This window comes from Bacillus sp. UNC69MF (assembly GCF_000746035.1).
GTDB classification, from domain to species: Bacteria; Bacillota; Bacilli; order Bacillales; family Bacillaceae; genus Bacillus; species Bacillus velezensis.
The window spans coordinates 12,698-29,310 of the sequence record NZ_JQKM01000009.1 but is presented as its reverse complement, the minus strand read 5'-3'; the positions used below and the strand labels follow the sequence as shown (position 1 = coordinate 29,310).

Genomic DNA, 16,613 nt, shown 5'->3' with positions numbered 1-16,613 from the left:
AAGGTAGTCGATTGGTGTATTCGGAGGGAGGGAAAGAGAATGTCAAAAACGGTCGTTAGAAAAAACGAATCGCTTGAAGATGCTCTTCGTCGCTTCAAACGCAGTGTATCAAAGACAGGTACTTTGCAAGAAGCAAGAAAGCGCGAATTTTATGAAAAACCTAGCGTAAAGCGCAAGAAAAAGTCAGAAGCTGCTAGAAAACGCAAATTCTAAAAGAGGGTGGATTTATGAGTCTTCTTGAGCGACTTAACCAAGATATGAAGCTGTATATGAAAAGCCGTGAGAAAGACAAACTGACTGTCGTTCGAATGGTGAAAGCTTCACTTCAAAACGAAGCAATTAAGCTTAAGAAAGACAGTTTGACCGAGGATGAGGAACTTACTGTCCTATCTCGTGAACTTAAGCAACGTAAAGACTCCCTCCATGAATTTTCAAACGCTAATCGTTTAGATTTAGTAGATAAAGTTCAAAAAGAGCTGGACATTTTAGAAGTTTATTTACCGAAGCAGCTTTCTGAAGAAGAGCTGCAGACAATCGTAAATGAAACCATCGCTGAAGTCGGTGCGAGCTCCAAAGCGGACATGGGCAAAGTGATGAGTGCTATTATGCCTAAAGTAAAAGGTAAAGCTGACGGCAGCGTAATTAACAGACTTGTCAGCAGTCAATTATCTTAATTGACAAGAAAAAAGACATCTTTCCTTGAGAGATGTCTTTTTTTATACATAAAAAAATGAAACTAAAGTACATTTGTTACGTATATAAAGAAGAACGAAACGGGAAGGAGGGTATATTTGCCTTGTTCCGAAAAAAAACCGGAATTGCTGTTGCTCTATTGGGCTTATTTGTATTATCTTTATTAGGGGTTCAATTGAACGCGAAAGCTGATCATCCATCGGTTTATGTCATCCCGGTTGAGAAAAATGTCGAACAGGGGCTCGCCTCGTTTTTATCGCGTTCTTTCAAAGAAGCGAAGGAGTCCGGCGCGTCACACATTATTCTTGACATCAATACACCGGGAGGCGCCGTTCAATCAGCCTTGGATATTGCGGATATCATCGGCCGCGCGGATATGCCTGTTACCGCTTACGTTAATAAACGGGCGCTTTCTGCCGGAGCGTATATAGCGCTTCAGGCAGATGAAATCTACATGGCGCCGGGCGGAAAAATGGGTGCCGCAGCCATCATCGACGGAAAAGGAAACGCGGCAGACAAAAAGGCCCAATCACTGTGGCATGCAGAAATGGAGGACGCAGCGGTTAAAAACAACCGAAATCCGAAATACGCCCTGGCCATGGCAGATCCCGCCATCAATGCAAAGGAAGCGGGCGCCCCAAAGGGAAAACTGCTGACACTGACAGCTGAAAAAGCCAAGGAAGTCGGATATTCGGAGGGCACGGTTTCAAACCTTGATGCTCTATATACAAAGCTCGGTTTTGACAAAGCGGATGTTCACCATGCAGAAGAAGGTTTCGTCGGCAAACTGGGCAGATGGCTGACAAATCCGTTTGTTGTCCCCGTCTTATTAACGCTTGCTTTGCTTGGTTTGACCATTGAATTGTTCTCGCCGGGCCTCGGGATACCGGGTGCCGTCGGACTGACGGCCATGCTGCTGTTTTTCACCGGGCATATCGCTGCCGGATTCGCCGGCTATGACAGCGTATTCTTATTTTGCGCGGGCTTCGTTTTTATCCTTTTAGAGATATTCCTGCCCGGAGGCATAATCGGTCTTATCGGTATTGCAGGCGTCATCGCGAGCCTCTTTCTCGCTGCGGGCAGCTTTACCGTCATGGCGGTTTCTCTCTTGATCGCCATTGCTGTGTCTATTACAGCCTTTATCATATTAACAAGGGTGTTGGGGAAACGAATGAAATTCTTTAAAAAATTAATATTAACTGATTCAACAAGCACGGAGAGCGGTTATGTTTCAAATCAGAACCGGACGGAGCTATTGGGAAAAGTCGGCGTTACCGCTACAGCCCTCAGACCGTCAGGCACCGTCATTATTGATGATGAACGTCTGGATGTCGTCTCGGAAGGATCATTCACTGAAAAAGACAGACAGGTGAAAGTAGTGAAAGCGGAAGGCTCACGCATTGTCGTGAGAGAAATATAGATGATAACCTTGAGGAGGAATTAGATGGAACTGTCAAGTTTGGCGATTTTAGCATTAGTTGCTGCTGCCATTATTGTGTTAGCCATATTCTTCACCTTTGTACCGGTGATGCTATGGATTTCGGCGCTTGCGGCAGGAGTCAGAATCAGCATTTTCACTTTGGTCGGGATGAGGCTGCGGCGCGTCATACCAAGCCGCGTTGTCAATCCGTTAATTAAAGCGCACAAAGCCGGCCTGTCCGCAACAACAAATCAGCTCGAAAGCCATTATCTGGCCGGAGGTAATGTCGACAGGGTGGTCAATGCCCTGATTGCGGCACAGCGCGCCAATATTGAGCTGACATTTGAACGCTGCGCAGCCATTGACCTGGCCGGGCGTGATGTATTGGAAGCCGTACAGATGAGCGTCAATCCGAAGGTCATTGAAACACCGTTTATCGCGGGTGTCGCCATGGACGGAATTGAAGTAAAAGCAAAAGCCAGAATCACGGTAAGAGCCAATATTGAGCGCCTTGTCGGAGGAGCGGGAGAAGAGACGGTTGTCGCCCGTGTCGGAGAAGGGATTGTCTCGACAATCGGTTCTTCACACAATCATAAAAAAGTACTTGAAAACCCTGATATGATTTCGCAGACCGTACTTGGCAAAGGGCTGGATTCAGGCACTGCATTTGAAATTCTTTCGATTGACATCGCCGACGTTGATATCGGCAAAAACATCGGAGCGATTCTTCAGACGGATCAGGCAGAAGCAGACAAAAACATTGCGCAGGCCAAAGCCGAAGAGCGCCGCGCCATGGCGGTCGCCCAAGAGCAGGAAATGCGCGCTCGCGTAGAAGAAATGCGTGCAAAAGTCGTGGAAGCAGAAGCCGAAGTGCCGCTTGCGATGGCAGAAGCGTTGCGTGAAGGAAACATCGGCGTCATGGACTATATGAACATAAAAAATATCGACGCGGATACGGACATGAGGGATTCTATCGGCAAGCTGACGAATGACCAGCAAGATGAAGACCAACAATAACCTCTCTATTAAGGAGGGAGCCGCTATATGCACGAGATTCTGACAAATCCGCTCGTCATTGCCGCCGTCATCGGCATTATATCGGCAATATTCGGCAAGAAAAACAAAGATGAAAAACGTCCGCCGGGTACACGTCCCGGAAATCAGGCAAAAAAGCAGGATCAAAAACAGCCGCAGAAAGAGCATAAGCCGGAAGCGGAAGAATTGCCTGCCGTTTCAGAAGAGAACCCTTTTGAGCAAAAAAGAAGGGAAGCTGAAAAGCGCCTAGCGGAGACGGAGCAGATGTTTAACGGGCTCGAACATAAGCTGACATCCGCACGCGCACGAAACGCGTCTCTGAAGAAATCAGCCCTCAAAATAAATAAAGAAACTGCGGTCCAAGGCATTATATTCAGTGAGGTTTTGGGTCCGCCCCGTGCAAAAAAACCGCACCGGACCATGCGGAACATCGGTAAAAAATAAAGTGTTAGAACCCCTTTTCAAATCATACATATGAGATGAAAGGGGGTTCTTTTTTTATGGGGCAAAGAAAGAATCGTGTAAAGGCATGGCTGACAAGAGCATTGGAAATTCCCCCGGACGTTATGATGGATCTGCCTCGTATTACGATGGTCGGCAGACTTCATATCTACATAGAGAATCACAGAGGCCTCCTGCTGTTCAGTGAAGAAGAAGTCAGGCTGATGCTCAAGCAGGGGCAGTGTATCATATCAGGAAAAAACTTGGTCATTAAGGCAATCCTTCCTGAGGAAATCCTTTTGGAAGGCACGATAGATCACGTACGATATGTCGATTCATAAAGCCGGGGGGAAATAATGTGAAAAACAAATGGCTGTCATTTTTTTCGGGTAAAGTCCAAATGGAAGTCAAAGGAAAAGGGATTGAACGGCTGCTGAATGAATGCACGAGAAACGGAATCGCCATCTTTGCGGTGAAAAAAAAGCAAGACTGTGTTCTGCTGATGATTCAGCTTCAAGATGTACATGCTTTCAGAAGAGTCATCAGAAAACATGAATGCAAAGCAAGCTTTACAAAAAGAAAGGGTCTTCCCTTTCTGCTTCTCAAATCAAGATTAAATCTGGGCTTCACTGCGGGATTTGTGATATTTTTTGTTATATTGTTTCTTTTGTCCAACATGATTTGGGAAATTGATATTAAAGGGGCCAAGCCAGAAACCGAGCATCAGATGGTAAAGCACCTTGAAGAAATCGGTGTGAAAAAAGGCCGTTTGCAATTTTTAATGATGACGCCGGAAAAAATTCAAAAATCATTAACAAACGGCATCGATAATATTACGTGGGTCGGTGTGGAATTGAACGGGACAGCCCTTCATATGAAAGTGGTCGAAAAGAACGAACCGACAAAAGAAAAGTACGTAAGCCCCCGCCATATCGTTGCCAAAAAGAAGGCGGTCATCAAAAGGATGTTCGTGCAAAAGGGGCAGCCGATGGCTTTTGTGAACGATCATGTTGACAAAGGACAGCTCCTCGTCTCAGGACTGATCGGAAATGAAGACCGGAAAGTCGCCTCAAAAGCGGAAATTTACGGAGAAACATGGTACAAGTCAGAAGTAACCGTGCCTCTTGAAACATCATTTACGCTATATACGGGTAAAGTAAGGACGAAGCACAAGCTGTCTTTCGGATCATGGGGCGTGCCTTTTTGGGGCTTCGGGTTTAATGAGGAGCCGCTGAAACATCCGAAAACAGAGGAAGAAAAGCATCCGTTTCAATTTCTGGGGATGAAGCTTCCGGTTTCTTACGTTTCAGAACAGACAAGAGAAAGTGAAACATCCGTGCGGACTTATACGAAAGGCGAAGCGGTTCAGGCCGGTATCAAAATGGGAAGACAAGATGTAGAAAAGCGATTAAACGGCAGCGGAGAGGTGGAAAGTGAAAAAGTTTTGCACCAATCCGTTGAGAATGGTAAAGTAAAGTTGATTATTCTCTACCAAGTTATAGAAGATATCGTTCAAACCACACCTATTGTTCAGGGAGACTAAAGAATGGCAGAACATTTACTTGCGATTAATCACAAACTGAAAAGCCCGGACGAAGCACTTTCTTTGTTCGGCAGCCAAGATGCTTTTTTACATTTAATGGAGAAGGATCTGGGCATTAGCCTCATCACACGCGGTGAAACCATTTACGTTTCCGGGAATGATGAAACATTTGAGATCGCTGACAGATTATTGGGCTCGCTCCTTACTTTAATTCGCAAGGGGATCGAGATTTCGGAACGTGATGTGCTGTATGCCGTGAAAATGGCAAAAAAAGATGAACTGGACTATTTTGAAAGCATGTATGAAGAGGAAATAACGAAAACGGCAAAAGGCAAACCGATCCGTGTCAAAACCATCGGCCAAAGAGAATATGTGGCGGCGATGAAGAAAAACGACATGGTGTTCGGCATCGGGCCGGCGGGAACCGGCAAAACTTATTTGGCGGTCGTAAAAGCGGTGCACGCTTTAAAAAACGGCCACATTAAAAAAATCATTTTAACAAGACCCGCTGTGGAAGCCGGCGAGAGCCTCGGTTTTCTGCCCGGAGATTTAAAGGAAAAAGTAGATCCTTATCTGCGCCCGCTGTATGACGCGCTCCATGATGTGCTCGGAAGCGACCATACGGAGCGTCTTATGGAGAGAGGGGTTATCGAAATCGCCCCGCTTGCCTATATGAGAGGGCGGACGCTTGACGACGCGTATGTGATTCTTGATGAAGCCCAGAATACCACTCCCGCTCAAATGAAAATGTTTTTGACGAGATTGGGTTTTGGCTCTAAAATGATCATTACGGGCGACGTAAGCCAAATTGACCTGCCGAAAGGCGTCACATCGGGACTTGCAGTAGCGAAGGACATGCTGAAGGACGTAAACGGCATCTCCGTGATTGAACTTGACCAGACAGATGTGGTCAGGCATCCGCTTGTTGCAAAAATTATTGAAGCTTATGATAAGCAAAAGTAATGCAAAAATGACCCGATCTCCCGTTATCGGGTCATTTTTATATGATGTGTTCCTGATGTTTCAGGGAGGAGGTTCTTGTTTTGAAAAAGAAGGGAAAGGGCAAAAGCGCCCGGGAACGGTTCCGCAGTTTCAGACATGCCCGCTCAGCCCATGTGCTGCTGTACCTGCTGCTTTCAGCGATCATGTTTGGTTTGCTCTTTATTCATGTAAAACCTGAATCACTTAATTTGGATTTGTTTGCAGTCAGTGATAAAACGATTTACGCGCCCGCCACAGTGGAAGATCAGCAGGCGACGGAATCGAAAAAACAGGCGGCCGAAGATGCGGTGGAAGATCAATACACTCTGAAAAAAGGCTATACCGACAATCGGCTTGACCTGATCACTTCCATTTTTGACAGCATCGGCGAAGTGAAAAAAGATGCGGAAAAAGACAAAAAGTCACCTTCGGAAAAATCACTGGTAAAATCGGTGAAAAACAAGCTGACACAGGATGTCAATGAATCTGTCTCGGAAGATGCCATTAAATCGCTTCTCCATGCAAACAATGAAGATTTCTCATTTGTGAGGGATTCCGTCATTACCGCGGTGAATACGGTGATGAGCAGTGAAATTCCTTCTGAAAAGCTTGCTGAAGCGAAGGATAAGGTCGCAAAAGAGCTGAAAAGCGCTTCTGTGCCGTCAAAATATTTAGCGGCTGCGACTGAAATCGGAAAATACGCGGTCATCCCGAATTACGTTTTTGATCCGAAAGCGACCGATGAAAAACGCCAGGAAGCGTCAGACAGCGTCCAGCCGGTACAGATCAAACAGGGACAGGTTCTCGTGGAAGAGAATGACCTGATTGACCGGGAAGTATACAGGAAGCTTGAACTGACGGGTCTTTTGAATAATTCCAACCTGTTAAAACCGATCAGCGGTCTCCTTCTGATGATCGGCCTGTTTATTGCCACGCTTGTCTACTATTTTGAGAAACAGCAGCAGGAGCTTAAGCTGAAAAATAAATCTCTTTTGCTGTTTTCTATCATTACAACGCTTATTCTCGTCATTATGGAAGTCGTCAGTCTCTTTCAGAAGATTGAATACACCAATATCGGCTATCTTGTGCCGATCGCCGCCGGCGCGATTTTAATCAGGCTGCTGCTCAATGAAAGGCTCGCCATTTTAGGAAGCATCATTCTGGCGATCTGCGGCAGTATGATGTTTAATCAGGGTGTGACGGGAACATTTAATTACGTCATCGGCATTTACTATTTAATCAGCAGCATTTCAGGCATTCTGTTTTTGGGAAAACATAATGCGAGGTCAAAAATATTGCAGACGGGACTGTTCGTCTCATTTATTAATATGATTATCGTGCTGTCGCTTTTATTAATACAAAATACGGCGCTGTCACCGGTTGAAATCGGAACGCTGATGCTGATGGGGGTCGTCTCGGGACTTGCTTCATCCGTTTTGATTATCGGTCTGATGCCGTTTTTTGAGACGGGATTCGGCATTCTTTCAACAATGAGGCTGATTGAACTGTCTAATCCGAATCATCCCCTGCTTCGTAAGATTTTAACGGAAACACCCGGTACATATCATCACAGCGTCATGGTGGCAAATCTGTCGGAAGCGGCTTGTGAAGCCGTAGGGGCAAACGGTCTTTTAGCACGGGTCGGAGCGTATTATCACGATCTCGGCAAAACGAAACGACCGCAATATTTTATTGAAAATCAGATGAATATGGATAATCCGCATGACAAGCTGTCTCCGCAGCTCAGCAAAAATATCATTATCGCACATACGACAGACGGTGCGAATATGCTCAGAAGCTATAAGTTTCCGAAAGAGCTTGTGGATATCGCGGAGCAGCATCACGGAACGTCCCTTTTAAAATTCTTTTATTATAAAGCGAAAGAAAAGGGCGACCAGATTACAGAGAAAGAGTTCCGCTACCCGGGGCCGAAGCCGCAATCGAAAGAAGCGGCTATTATCTCAGTGGCCGACAGCGTTGAAGCCGCCGTCCGTTCCATGCATAATCCGAATCCCGAGCGGATCGAAAAACTGGTGCGGGGAATTATATCCGATAAGCTTCAGGACGGACAATTCTCAGAATGTGATCTCACGTTCCGAGAACTGGATACGATCGCAAAAACACTATGTGCGACTTTAAAAGGAATTTTCCACTCCCGGATTGAATATCCGGAGGCTACGAAGAAGGTGAAATAAATGGGTTTACTCATAGATATTGTTGATGAAACGAACAGCGTCTCAGCTGATGCGCTCCAAGAAGTGGAGAAGCTGCTCCAATTCGCGGCGGAAAAAGAAGGCGTTCAGGACCAGGCTGAAGTATCGGTCACGATTGTGACAAATGAGGAAATCAGAGAAATCAACAGAGACTACCGGGGAAAAGACACTCCGACTGACGTCATTTCGTTTGCGCTTGAAGAAGAAGGCGAAGACGAGGTTGAAATCGTAGGCGCCGACATGCCGCCTGTTTTAGGAGATATTATCATCAGCGCAGACAGAACGAAAGAGCAGGCGGAAGAGTACGGCCATTCGTTTATGAGAGAGCTCGGTTTTCTGGCCGTGCACGGCTTTTTGCATTTGCTTGGCTATGATCACATGACAAAAGAAGAAGAGGAAGAAATGTTTTCAAAGCAAAAGGATTTGCTGGATGAGTATGGACTCACGAGATCATAAAAACGAGTGGAGCAGGTTCCTGAAGAGCTTTGTCCATGCATGGAGGGGAATCTGGAAAACGGCGCGGTCAGAGCGGAATTTTCAATTTCATATTACCGCGGCCTGCGCCGTTATCGTTTGCGGTTTTCTCACCGGGCTGAGCACAGCCGAATGGGCCGTTGTTTTGGTGCTGATCGGAGGAATGCTTGCTTTGGAGCTTTTAAATACGGCGATAGAGCATGTTGTGGATTTAGTTACCGATCAGTATCACCCGCTCGCAAAAGCGGCAAAGGACGCGGCCGCCGGAGCCGTTTGCGTCTTTGCCGTGATATCGTGTATCATTGGTTTACTCATCTTCTTGCCGAAGATATGTTAGCAGAAGATTCTTACAATTATTTTACATTGCCAAAAATGGGCGTGAAAAACCAATCATAATTATGTAAAATAAAAGTGACAGCGGTATCATACAGGATAAAGGTAAGAGAGGAATTAAGTACACATGAACAGACAAGAATTGATTGCAGAAGCATTAAAAGCGCGGGACACAGCGTATGTGCCGTATTCAAATTTCAGAGTGGGAGCCGCTCTTCTTACCAAAGACGGAAAAGTGTACAGAGGCTGCAACATTGAAAATGCGGCATACAGCATGTGCAACTGTGCTGAACGCACGGCGATATTCAAAGCTGTTTCCGAGGGGGATACGGAATTTGCGATGCTCGCCGTGGCTGCGGATACTCCGGGACCGGTTTCGCCGTGCGGAGCCTGCAGACAAGTAATTTCCGAGCTGTGCTCAAAGGATATGCTTGTTATTCTGACCAACTTACAAGGACAAATAAAAGAAATGACTGCGGAAGAATTATTGCCGGGCGCATTTTCATCGGAGGATTTACATGACGAACGAAAGCTTTAAATCAGGATTTGTATCTATCATCGGAAGGCCGAATGTAGGAAAGTCTACCTTTTTAAACAGGGTCATCGGTCAAAAGATCGCCATCATGAGCGACAAACCCCAGACGACAAGAAATAAAGTCCAAGGGGTGCTGACAACCGGCACGTCGCAGACCATTTTTATTGATACACCGGGCATTCACAAACCAAAGCACAAGCTTGGCGACTTTATGATGAAAGTGGCGCAGAATACGCTGAAAGAAGTTGACTTGGTGTTATTTATGATTAACGCCGAAGAAGGGTACGGAAAAGGCGACGAGTTTATCATTGAAAAGCTCGGACAGACGTCTACACCGGTCTTTCTGATCGTTAACAAAATTGATAAGATCCACCCTGACCAGCTGCTTCTTTTAATTGATGAGTACCGTACGCGCTATCCGTTTAAAGAAATCGTGCCGATCTCAGCTTTGGAAGGGAACAACGTCGAAACCCTTCTCGCGCAGATTGAAGCGTATTTACCGGAAGGGCCTCAGTTCTATCCGAGCGATCAGGTGACTGACCACCCCGAGCGGTTCATTATTTCTGAACTGATCAGAGAAAAAGTGCTCCATCTGACAAGGGAAGAAGTGCCGCACAGCATCGCTGTCGCCATCGAGTCCATTAAAGGGCAGGAAAACGGCTCCGTCCATGTCGCCGCCACCATTGTGGTCGAGCGGGATTCTCAAAAAGGCATCGTCATCGGTAAAAAAGGAGCGCTTCTGAAAGAAGTCGGCAAAAGAGCGCGGGCTGATATTGAAGCTCTTTTGGGCTCACGCGTTTACCTGGAATTATGGGTGAAGGTGCAGAAGGACTGGCGGAATAAAATGTCTCAGCTGCGTGATTTCGGCTTCAAAGAGGATGAATATTAAATCATCTAAGGCGCATGCCTGAGGTGTGAGATTACCTCACAGAAGCAGGGATTCGTTAGCAAAATTTGTTTAACATGAAAAGGAGGACATCAGGTCAAGATAAGGGTAAGAATTTGGATTTGCAAGCTAGTTTAATGATGAAAGGTGGGTTTTTTGTGTTGAATTTTACCTGGAACGTATTTTCTCAAACAGGAAGTGTTGATACGTACCTTCTTTTTAAAGAACTGGAAAAAGAGAACCTGGAAAGACCCGAAGAACCGGAAGATGAGCTAGCCCGAATTGATTTTCCAATTTTGTAAACCTCTTGGCCCCTCCCATTGTTGGAAGGTGCGGAAATGCTGACTAAATGTGAAGGAATCGTGCTCCGTACGAATGACTACGGGGAGACGAATAAAATCGTGACATTGCTGACGAGGGAACACGGCAAAATCGGCGTCATGGCAAGGGGCGCCAGGAAGTCAGCCAGCCGGCTGTCAGCAGTCAGCCAGCCGTTTTTGTACGGGTCATTTTTAATGCAAAGAACATCCGGACTCGGCACGCTCCAGCAGGGTGAAATGATTCTCAGCATGAGAACGATCAGAGAAGATTTATTTTTGACGGCGTATGCCGCTTTTATCGCTGAACTCACTGACAAAGGAACGGAAGAGAAGAAACCGAACCCCTATTTATTCGAATTGATTCTCGAATCCTTTAAGAGGCTGAATGACGGGACTGACCCGGACGTGATCACCTTCATCGTGCAGATGAAAATGCTCGGCGTCATGGGGCTGTATCCGGAGCTGAATCATTGTGTCCACTGCAAAAGCGGGGAAGGGACGTTTCATTTTTCGATAAGAGATAACGGGTTTATCTGCCACCGCTGCTTTGAAAAGGATCCGTACAGAGTTCCGATTTCGCCGCAAACGGCAAGGCTGCTAAGGCTTTTTTATTACTTTGATATCGGAAGGCTCGGCAGCGTCTCGTTAAAACAGGAAACCAAAAACGAAATTAAACGGGTCATAGATCTGTATTACGAGGAATATTCAGGACTTTATTTAAAGTCAAAACGGTTTTTAGATCAGATGGAAAGCATGAAGAACCTTTTGGATGAAAACAAAAGTTGACATTCTGCCCATCTTTTTATATGATCATTTATTATAAAATATGTTGCAGTGACAGAAAGAAGTACTTGCGTCCAACTCATACAAGCGACCTTAGGGCAGTGTAAGCTAAGGATGAGCGCGCAACGAAAGGCATTCTCGAGCAACCCTTTAAAAAGAGGCTGAGTGATTCACATCCTCAGCAACTAGGGTGGAACCGCGGGAGAACTCTCGTCCCTATGTTTGCGGCCGGCAAGCATAGAGACGGGAGTTTTTTGGTTGCCGCCGCACTTGTAAAAGAATGGAGAAAGTGGAGGTGCTTGAAATGAACATTCAAGATATGATTTTAACCTTGCAGAAGCACTGGTCGAATGAAGGCTGTGTGCTCATGCAGTCGTATGATGTGGAGAAAGGCGCAGGCACAATGAGCCCGTATACATTTTTACGAAGCATCGGGCCGGAACCGTGGAGAGTGGCTTACGTTGAGCCGTCCAGACGGCCTGCGGACGGACGGTACGGTGAAAACCCGAACAGGCTCTATCAGCATCATCAATTCCAAGTCATTATCAAGCCGTCGCCTGATAACATTCAAGAGCTTTATCTTGATTCATTGCGTGCGCTCGGCATTGACCCGCTTGAACATGATATCCGTTTCGTAGAAGACAACTGGGAAAACCCGTCTTTAGGCTGTGCAGGTCTCGGCTGGGAAGTATGGCTTGACGGGATGGAAATTACTCAGTTTACATACTTCCAGCAGGTGGGCGGAATTGAATGTAAACCGGTATCCGTTGAGATCACATATGGTATTGAACGTCTCGCGTCATATATTCAGGATAAAGAAAACGTCTTTGATCTTGAATGGACGTCAGGATTTACTGTGAAAGATTTATTTATGATGGCTGAATATGAGCATTCCGTTTATACTTTTGAAACATCTGACGTGGATATGCTTTTCCATTTGTTCAGCACCTATGAAAAAGAAGCGATCAGACAAATGGATAACGGGCTCGTGCATCCGGCCTATGATTATGTGCTGAAATGCTCTCACACATTTAATCTGCTCGATGCAAAAGGCGCGATCTCGGTGACGGAGCGGACGGGTTATATCGGCCGTGTCCGCAACTTAGCGAGAAAAGTGGCAAAAACGTATTATGAAGAACGGGAAAAATTAGGGTTCCCAATGCTTAAAGAGGAGGGCTCTTCCCATGAGTAAACAAGACTTGCTTTTAGAGATCGGACTCGAGGAAATGCCGGCGCGGTTTTTACATGACAGCATGGTGCAGCTCGGTGAAAAGCTGACCGGCTGGCTGGCTGAAAAAAATATCGCCCATGGCGAAGTGAAACTTTTTAATACGCCGAGACGTCTGGCAGTATATATAAAAGACGTAGCAGAAAAACAGGCTGATATTCAGGAAGAAGCAAAAGGCCCTGCGAAAAAAATCGCTCTGGATGCTGACGGAAACTGGACAAAATCCGCTATCGGATTTTCAAAAGGCCAAGGCGCCGGAGTGGATGACCTGTATATAAAAGATGTAAACGGCACGGAATATGTCTTCGTTCAAAAATTCCAGGCGGGACAAGAGACGAAGACACTTTTACCGCAGCTGGAAAATTTGATTGCCGGAATGCATTTTCCGAAAAACATGCGCTGGGGCACGCAGGATCTGCGCTATATCCGTCCGATCAAATGGATTATCGCTCTCTTTGGAAAAGACGTCATTCCGTTTAAAATCACAAATGTCGAGACGGGCCGGAACACACAGGGACACCGCTTTCTCGGCCAAGAAGTAACTGTTGATGCGCCGTCATCATACGAAAAGCTGCTGAAAGAACAAAGCGTCATTGCTGACCCGAAAGAACGCAAACAAATGATCCAAAGCCAGCTTGACGCGCTTGCAGCCGAGAAGAAATGGAACATTCCGATCGATGAGGATCTGCTGAACGAAGTCAACCATCTGGTGGAATACCCGACGGCGCTTTACGGATCTTTTGAATCCGAGTTTCTTTCTATCCCTGAAGAAGTGCTTGTAACAACAATGAAAGAGCATCAGCGCTACTTCCCGGTAAAAGATGAAAACGGGAATCTGCTTCCTCATTTTATTACGGTAAGAAACGGGAACAGCCATGCAATTGAAAATGTTGCCCGCGGAAACGAGAAAGTGCTGAGAGCAAGGCTTTCAGATGCTGCGTTCTTCTACAAAGAAGACCAAAAGCTGAACATTGATGAAAATGTGAAGAAACTGGAAAATATCGTTTTCCATGAAGAGCTCGGCTCCCTTGGAGATAAAGTAAGAAGAGTGACCGCCATTGCGGGCAAACTTGCCGTCCGCCTGAAAGCGGATGAACAGACGCAAAAACTTGTGAAGCGCGCCGCAGAGATTTCTAAATTTGACCTGGTTACACATATGATCTATGAGTTCCCTGAGCTTCAGGGCGTGATGGGAGAAAAATATGCGCGCATGCTCGGTGAAGATGAAGCCGTCGCTGCCGCTGTCAATGAGCACTATATGCCGAGAGCGGCCGGGGGAGAAGTGCCTTCAACCTTTACCGGCGCGGTTGTGGCGTTAGCTGATAAACTGGACACGATTGCTTCCTTCTTCAGCATTGACGTGATTCCGACAGGTTCTCAAGATCCGTACGGATTGCGCCGTCAGGCAAGCGGCATCGTTTCCATTCTGATCGACCGCAATTGGGGCATTTCTTTTAAAGAGCTGCTGTCATTGACAGAAACGGAAAAAGAAAATGAGCTCCTCGATTTCTTTACACAGCGTCTGAAATACGTCTTAAACGCTGAAGACATCCGTCATGACGTTATCGAAGCCGTTCTGGACAGCACAGAGCTTGAGCCGTATGCAGCCGTTCATAAGGCAAGAGTGCTTGAGAAGCACCTCGGCACACCCGGCTTTAAAGAAACGGCTGAATCACTCGGCCGGGTCATCTCCATCAGCAAAAAAGGCGAGAGCCGCGATATCAATCCGGATCTGTTTGAAAATGAACAGGAGAAAAAGCTGTTTGACGCTTATCAAAAAACAAAAGACAGTGTCGCGGAAAGCTTTGCCTCCAAAAACTATGAACAGGCGCTTGCCGTGCTCAGCGGATTAAAGGAGCCGATAGAAGACTACTTTAATCACACGATGGTAAATGCGGACGATGAAGCATTAAAAACCAACCGTTTAGCGCAAATGACCGCTCTTGCAGATGTGATCAAGTCTTTTGCTAATATGAATCATCTTATTGTAAAATAAAGAAAAAGACGGTTGCTGTGTGATCGGCAATCGTCTTTTCCCCTTTTACATAAACATCACAGAATGAAAACATAGATAAAGAAACCCTTCCATAAAGGTGGTGAGTACGATCGAATTAAATAAACGGCAAGAACAAATTTTACAGATTGTAAAGGAAAACGGCCCGATTACCGGAGAGCATATCGCAGAACAGCTCAATTTAACGAGGGCCACGCTGCGGCCGGACTTGGCCATACTCACCATGTCAGGCTTCTTAGAGGCCCGTCCGCGGGTCGGTTATTTTTATACGGGGAAAACGGGAAATCAGCTGCTTGCGGATAAACTGAAAAAGCTGCAAGTGAAAGATTTTCAATCGATCCCTGTTGTCATCAATGAGAATGTCTCGGTATACGATGCCATCTGCACCATGTTTTTAGAAGATGTCGGCACGTTATTTGTCGTAGATCGTGATGCTGTCTTAGTCGGTGTGCTGTCACGCAAAGATTTGCTGCGGGCGAGCATCGGCCAGCAGGAACTTGCCTCAATACCGGTTCATATTATCATGACAAGAATGCCGAATATCGCCGTCTGCCGGCGTGACGATTATGTGATGGACATCGCCAAGTATTTAATTGAAAAACAGATCGATGCCCTGCCCGTTATTAAAGATACGGATAAAGGCTTTGAGGTCATCGGCCGGTTTACCAAAACGAATATGACTAAGATACTTGTCAGTTTATCAGAAAATGAAATCATATAAGCTTGAAAACTAACGGGGGGATAACATGGACAATCGCATCATTTATGTAGTATCAGACTCAGTCGGAGAAACCGCCGAACTCGTTGTAAAAGCCTCGCTCAGCCAGTTTAACGGCTCAGCCGATGATACGCATATCAGAAGAATACCTTATGTGGAAGATATCGGCACCATTAATGAAGTCGTGTCTCTCGCCAAAGCGGACGGCGGCATTATTTGTTTTACACTCGTTGTTCCTGAAATGCGCAAATACCTGGTTGAACAAGCGGAAAAAGCGAATGTGCTGTATTACGATATTATCGGTCCGCTCATCGATAAAATGGAATCGGCTTACGGTCTGACCGCCAAATATGAACCGGGCCGCGTCCGCCAGCTTGATGAAGATTATTTCAAAAAGGTCGAGGCGATCGAGTTTGCCGTCAAATATGACGATGGCAGAGATCCAAGAGGCATTTTAAAAGCCGATATCATCCTGCTCGGAGTATCCAGAACGTCTAAAACCCCATTATCACAATATCTTGCCCATAAGCGTCTGAAAGTGGCCAATGTGCCGATCGTTCCTGAGGTCGATCCGCCGGAAGAACTGTTCAGCGTTGATCCGAAAAAATGCATCGGCTTAAAAATCAGCCCTGATAAACTGAACCATATACGAAAAGAACGGTTAAAATCTCTCGGCTTAAATGACAAAGCCATTTACGCCAATATCAACAGAATTAAAGAAGAGCTGGAGTATTTTGAGAAAATCGTGGACCGGATCGGCTGCCAAGTCGTTGACGTTTCGAATAAAGCGGTCGAGGAAACAGCGAACATCATTCATCACCTCAAAACAAAGGGCCGATAACTCAGGACGCTTTATCCTGGGTTTTTGGGTATGCAAATAGGGAATAAACAAAAAGGATGGCATCTTCGCGAAGTTTGTATTATAATAAAAAATTGTGATAAAATGTTTATTTTTAGGTTTAAGCTTCGTGTGATACGAATAAACTATTATGGGTA

Annotated in this window: 18 protein-coding genes and 1 pseudogene; all 19 read left to right on the top strand. The window is 45.9% G+C overall.

The genetic code is table 11. The annotated features are described in order from the left end of the window. The first annotated feature begins 39 nt into the window (after positions 1–39). The 19 genes and pseudogenes from rpsU to BR62_RS0108275 all read left to right on the top strand — a co-directional run bounded on the left by rpsU (position 40) and on the right by BR62_RS0108275 (position 16,458). Complete coding sequence (gene rpsU / locus BR62_RS0108360; protein WP_003152957.1) at positions 40–213, top strand: 30S ribosomal protein S21; 174 nt, start codon at positions 40–42, stop codon at positions 211–213. Positions 214–227: 14 nt separating this feature from the next. Next, positions 228–674, top strand: coding sequence for a GatB/YqeY domain-containing protein (locus BR62_RS0108355; protein ID WP_007408278.1), 447 nt, complete (start codon positions 228–230; stop codon positions 672–674). 122 nt (positions 675–796) lie between these two features. Then, positions 797–2,113: an NfeD family protein gene (locus tag BR62_RS0108350; protein WP_032870481.1), complete on the top strand. Its 1,317-nt coding sequence runs from the start codon at positions 797–799 to the stop codon at positions 2,111–2,113. Between the two features lie 24 nt (positions 2,114–2,137). Beyond that, positions 2,138–3,130: a flotillin-like protein FloA gene (floA, locus tag BR62_RS0108345; RefSeq protein ID WP_014418409.1), complete on the top strand. Its 993-nt coding sequence runs from the start codon at positions 2,138–2,140 to the stop codon at positions 3,128–3,130. Between the two features lie 27 nt (positions 3,131–3,157). Further along, the gene (locus BR62_RS0108340; protein WP_007408281.1) at positions 3,158–3,592 is read left to right on the top strand and encodes a hypothetical protein; all 435 of its coding nucleotides are present in this window, start codon (positions 3,158–3,160) and stop codon (positions 3,590–3,592) included. Between the two features lie 56 nt (positions 3,593–3,648). Further along, entirely contained in the window at positions 3,649–3,930 is a 282-nt protein-coding gene (yqfC, locus tag BR62_RS0108335) for a sporulation protein YqfC (RefSeq protein WP_003152966.1), read from the top strand. Between the two features lie 17 nt (positions 3,931–3,947). Beyond that, positions 3,948–5,172 (top strand): annotated as a pseudogene (gene yqfD / locus BR62_RS0108330) (sporulation protein YqfD). Then, positions 5,136–6,095, top strand: coding sequence for a PhoH family protein (locus BR62_RS0108325; RefSeq protein WP_007408283.1), 960 nt, complete (start codon positions 5,136–5,138; stop codon positions 6,093–6,095). Before yqfD ends, BR62_RS0108325 begins: the two are co-directional and overlap by 37 nt. 80 nt (positions 6,096–6,175) lie before the next feature. Further along, on the top strand, positions 6,176–8,308 hold the full coding sequence (locus BR62_RS0108320; protein WP_007408284.1) for an HD family phosphohydrolase: 2,133 nt from the start codon (positions 6,176–6,178) through the stop codon (positions 8,306–8,308). Next, positions 8,309–8,782, top strand: coding sequence for an rRNA maturation RNase YbeY (gene ybeY, locus BR62_RS0108315; RefSeq protein WP_003152973.1), 474 nt, complete (start codon positions 8,309–8,311; stop codon positions 8,780–8,782). After that, on the top strand, positions 8,763–9,137 hold the full coding sequence (locus BR62_RS0108310) for a diacylglycerol kinase family protein (protein WP_003152974.1): 375 nt from the start codon (positions 8,763–8,765) through the stop codon (positions 9,135–9,137). The genes ybeY and BR62_RS0108310 overlap by 20 nt, the downstream gene beginning before the upstream one ends. A 123-nt stretch (positions 9,138–9,260) precedes the next feature. Next, complete coding sequence (locus BR62_RS0108305; protein WP_003152976.1) at positions 9,261–9,671, top strand: cytidine deaminase; 411 nt, start codon at positions 9,261–9,263, stop codon at positions 9,669–9,671. Further along, a complete protein-coding gene (gene era, locus BR62_RS0108300) occupies positions 9,652–10,557 on the top strand; it encodes a GTPase Era (protein ID WP_007408285.1) in 906 nt (301 codons plus the stop codon). Before BR62_RS0108305 ends, era begins: the two co-directional genes overlap by 20 nt. Positions 10,558–10,712: 155 nt before the next feature. Next, positions 10,713–10,856 (top strand): YqzL family protein, encoded by a 144-nt coding sequence (locus BR62_RS19125; RefSeq protein ID WP_007408286.1) that lies wholly within the window; start codon positions 10,713–10,715, stop codon positions 10,854–10,856. A gap of 36 nt (positions 10,857–10,892) precedes the next feature. Continuing rightward, a complete protein-coding gene (recO, locus tag BR62_RS0108295; RefSeq protein ID WP_007408287.1) occupies positions 10,893–11,660 on the top strand; it encodes a DNA repair protein RecO in 768 nt (255 codons plus the stop codon). A 301-nt stretch (positions 11,661–11,961) separates the two neighbouring features. Continuing rightward, entirely contained in the window at positions 11,962–12,849 is an 888-nt protein-coding gene (gene glyQ / locus BR62_RS0108290) for a glycine--tRNA ligase subunit alpha (RefSeq protein ID WP_003152984.1), read from the top strand. Next, positions 12,842–14,881: a glycine--tRNA ligase subunit beta gene (gene glyS / locus BR62_RS0108285; RefSeq protein WP_032870477.1), complete on the top strand. Its 2,040-nt coding sequence runs from the start codon at positions 12,842–12,844 to the stop codon at positions 14,879–14,881. Before glyQ ends, glyS begins: the two co-directional genes overlap by 8 nt. Positions 14,882–14,981: 100 nt before the next feature. Then, complete coding sequence (gene ccpN, locus BR62_RS0108280) at positions 14,982–15,620, top strand: transcriptional regulator CcpN (protein ID WP_003152989.1); 639 nt, start codon at positions 14,982–14,984, stop codon at positions 15,618–15,620. A gap of 25 nt (positions 15,621–15,645) precedes the next feature. Further along, on the top strand, positions 15,646–16,458 hold the full coding sequence (locus tag BR62_RS0108275; protein ID WP_003152991.1) for a pyruvate, water dikinase regulatory protein: 813 nt from the start codon (positions 15,646–15,648) through the stop codon (positions 16,456–16,458). The last annotated feature ends 155 nt before the right edge of the window (positions 16,459–16,613 follow it).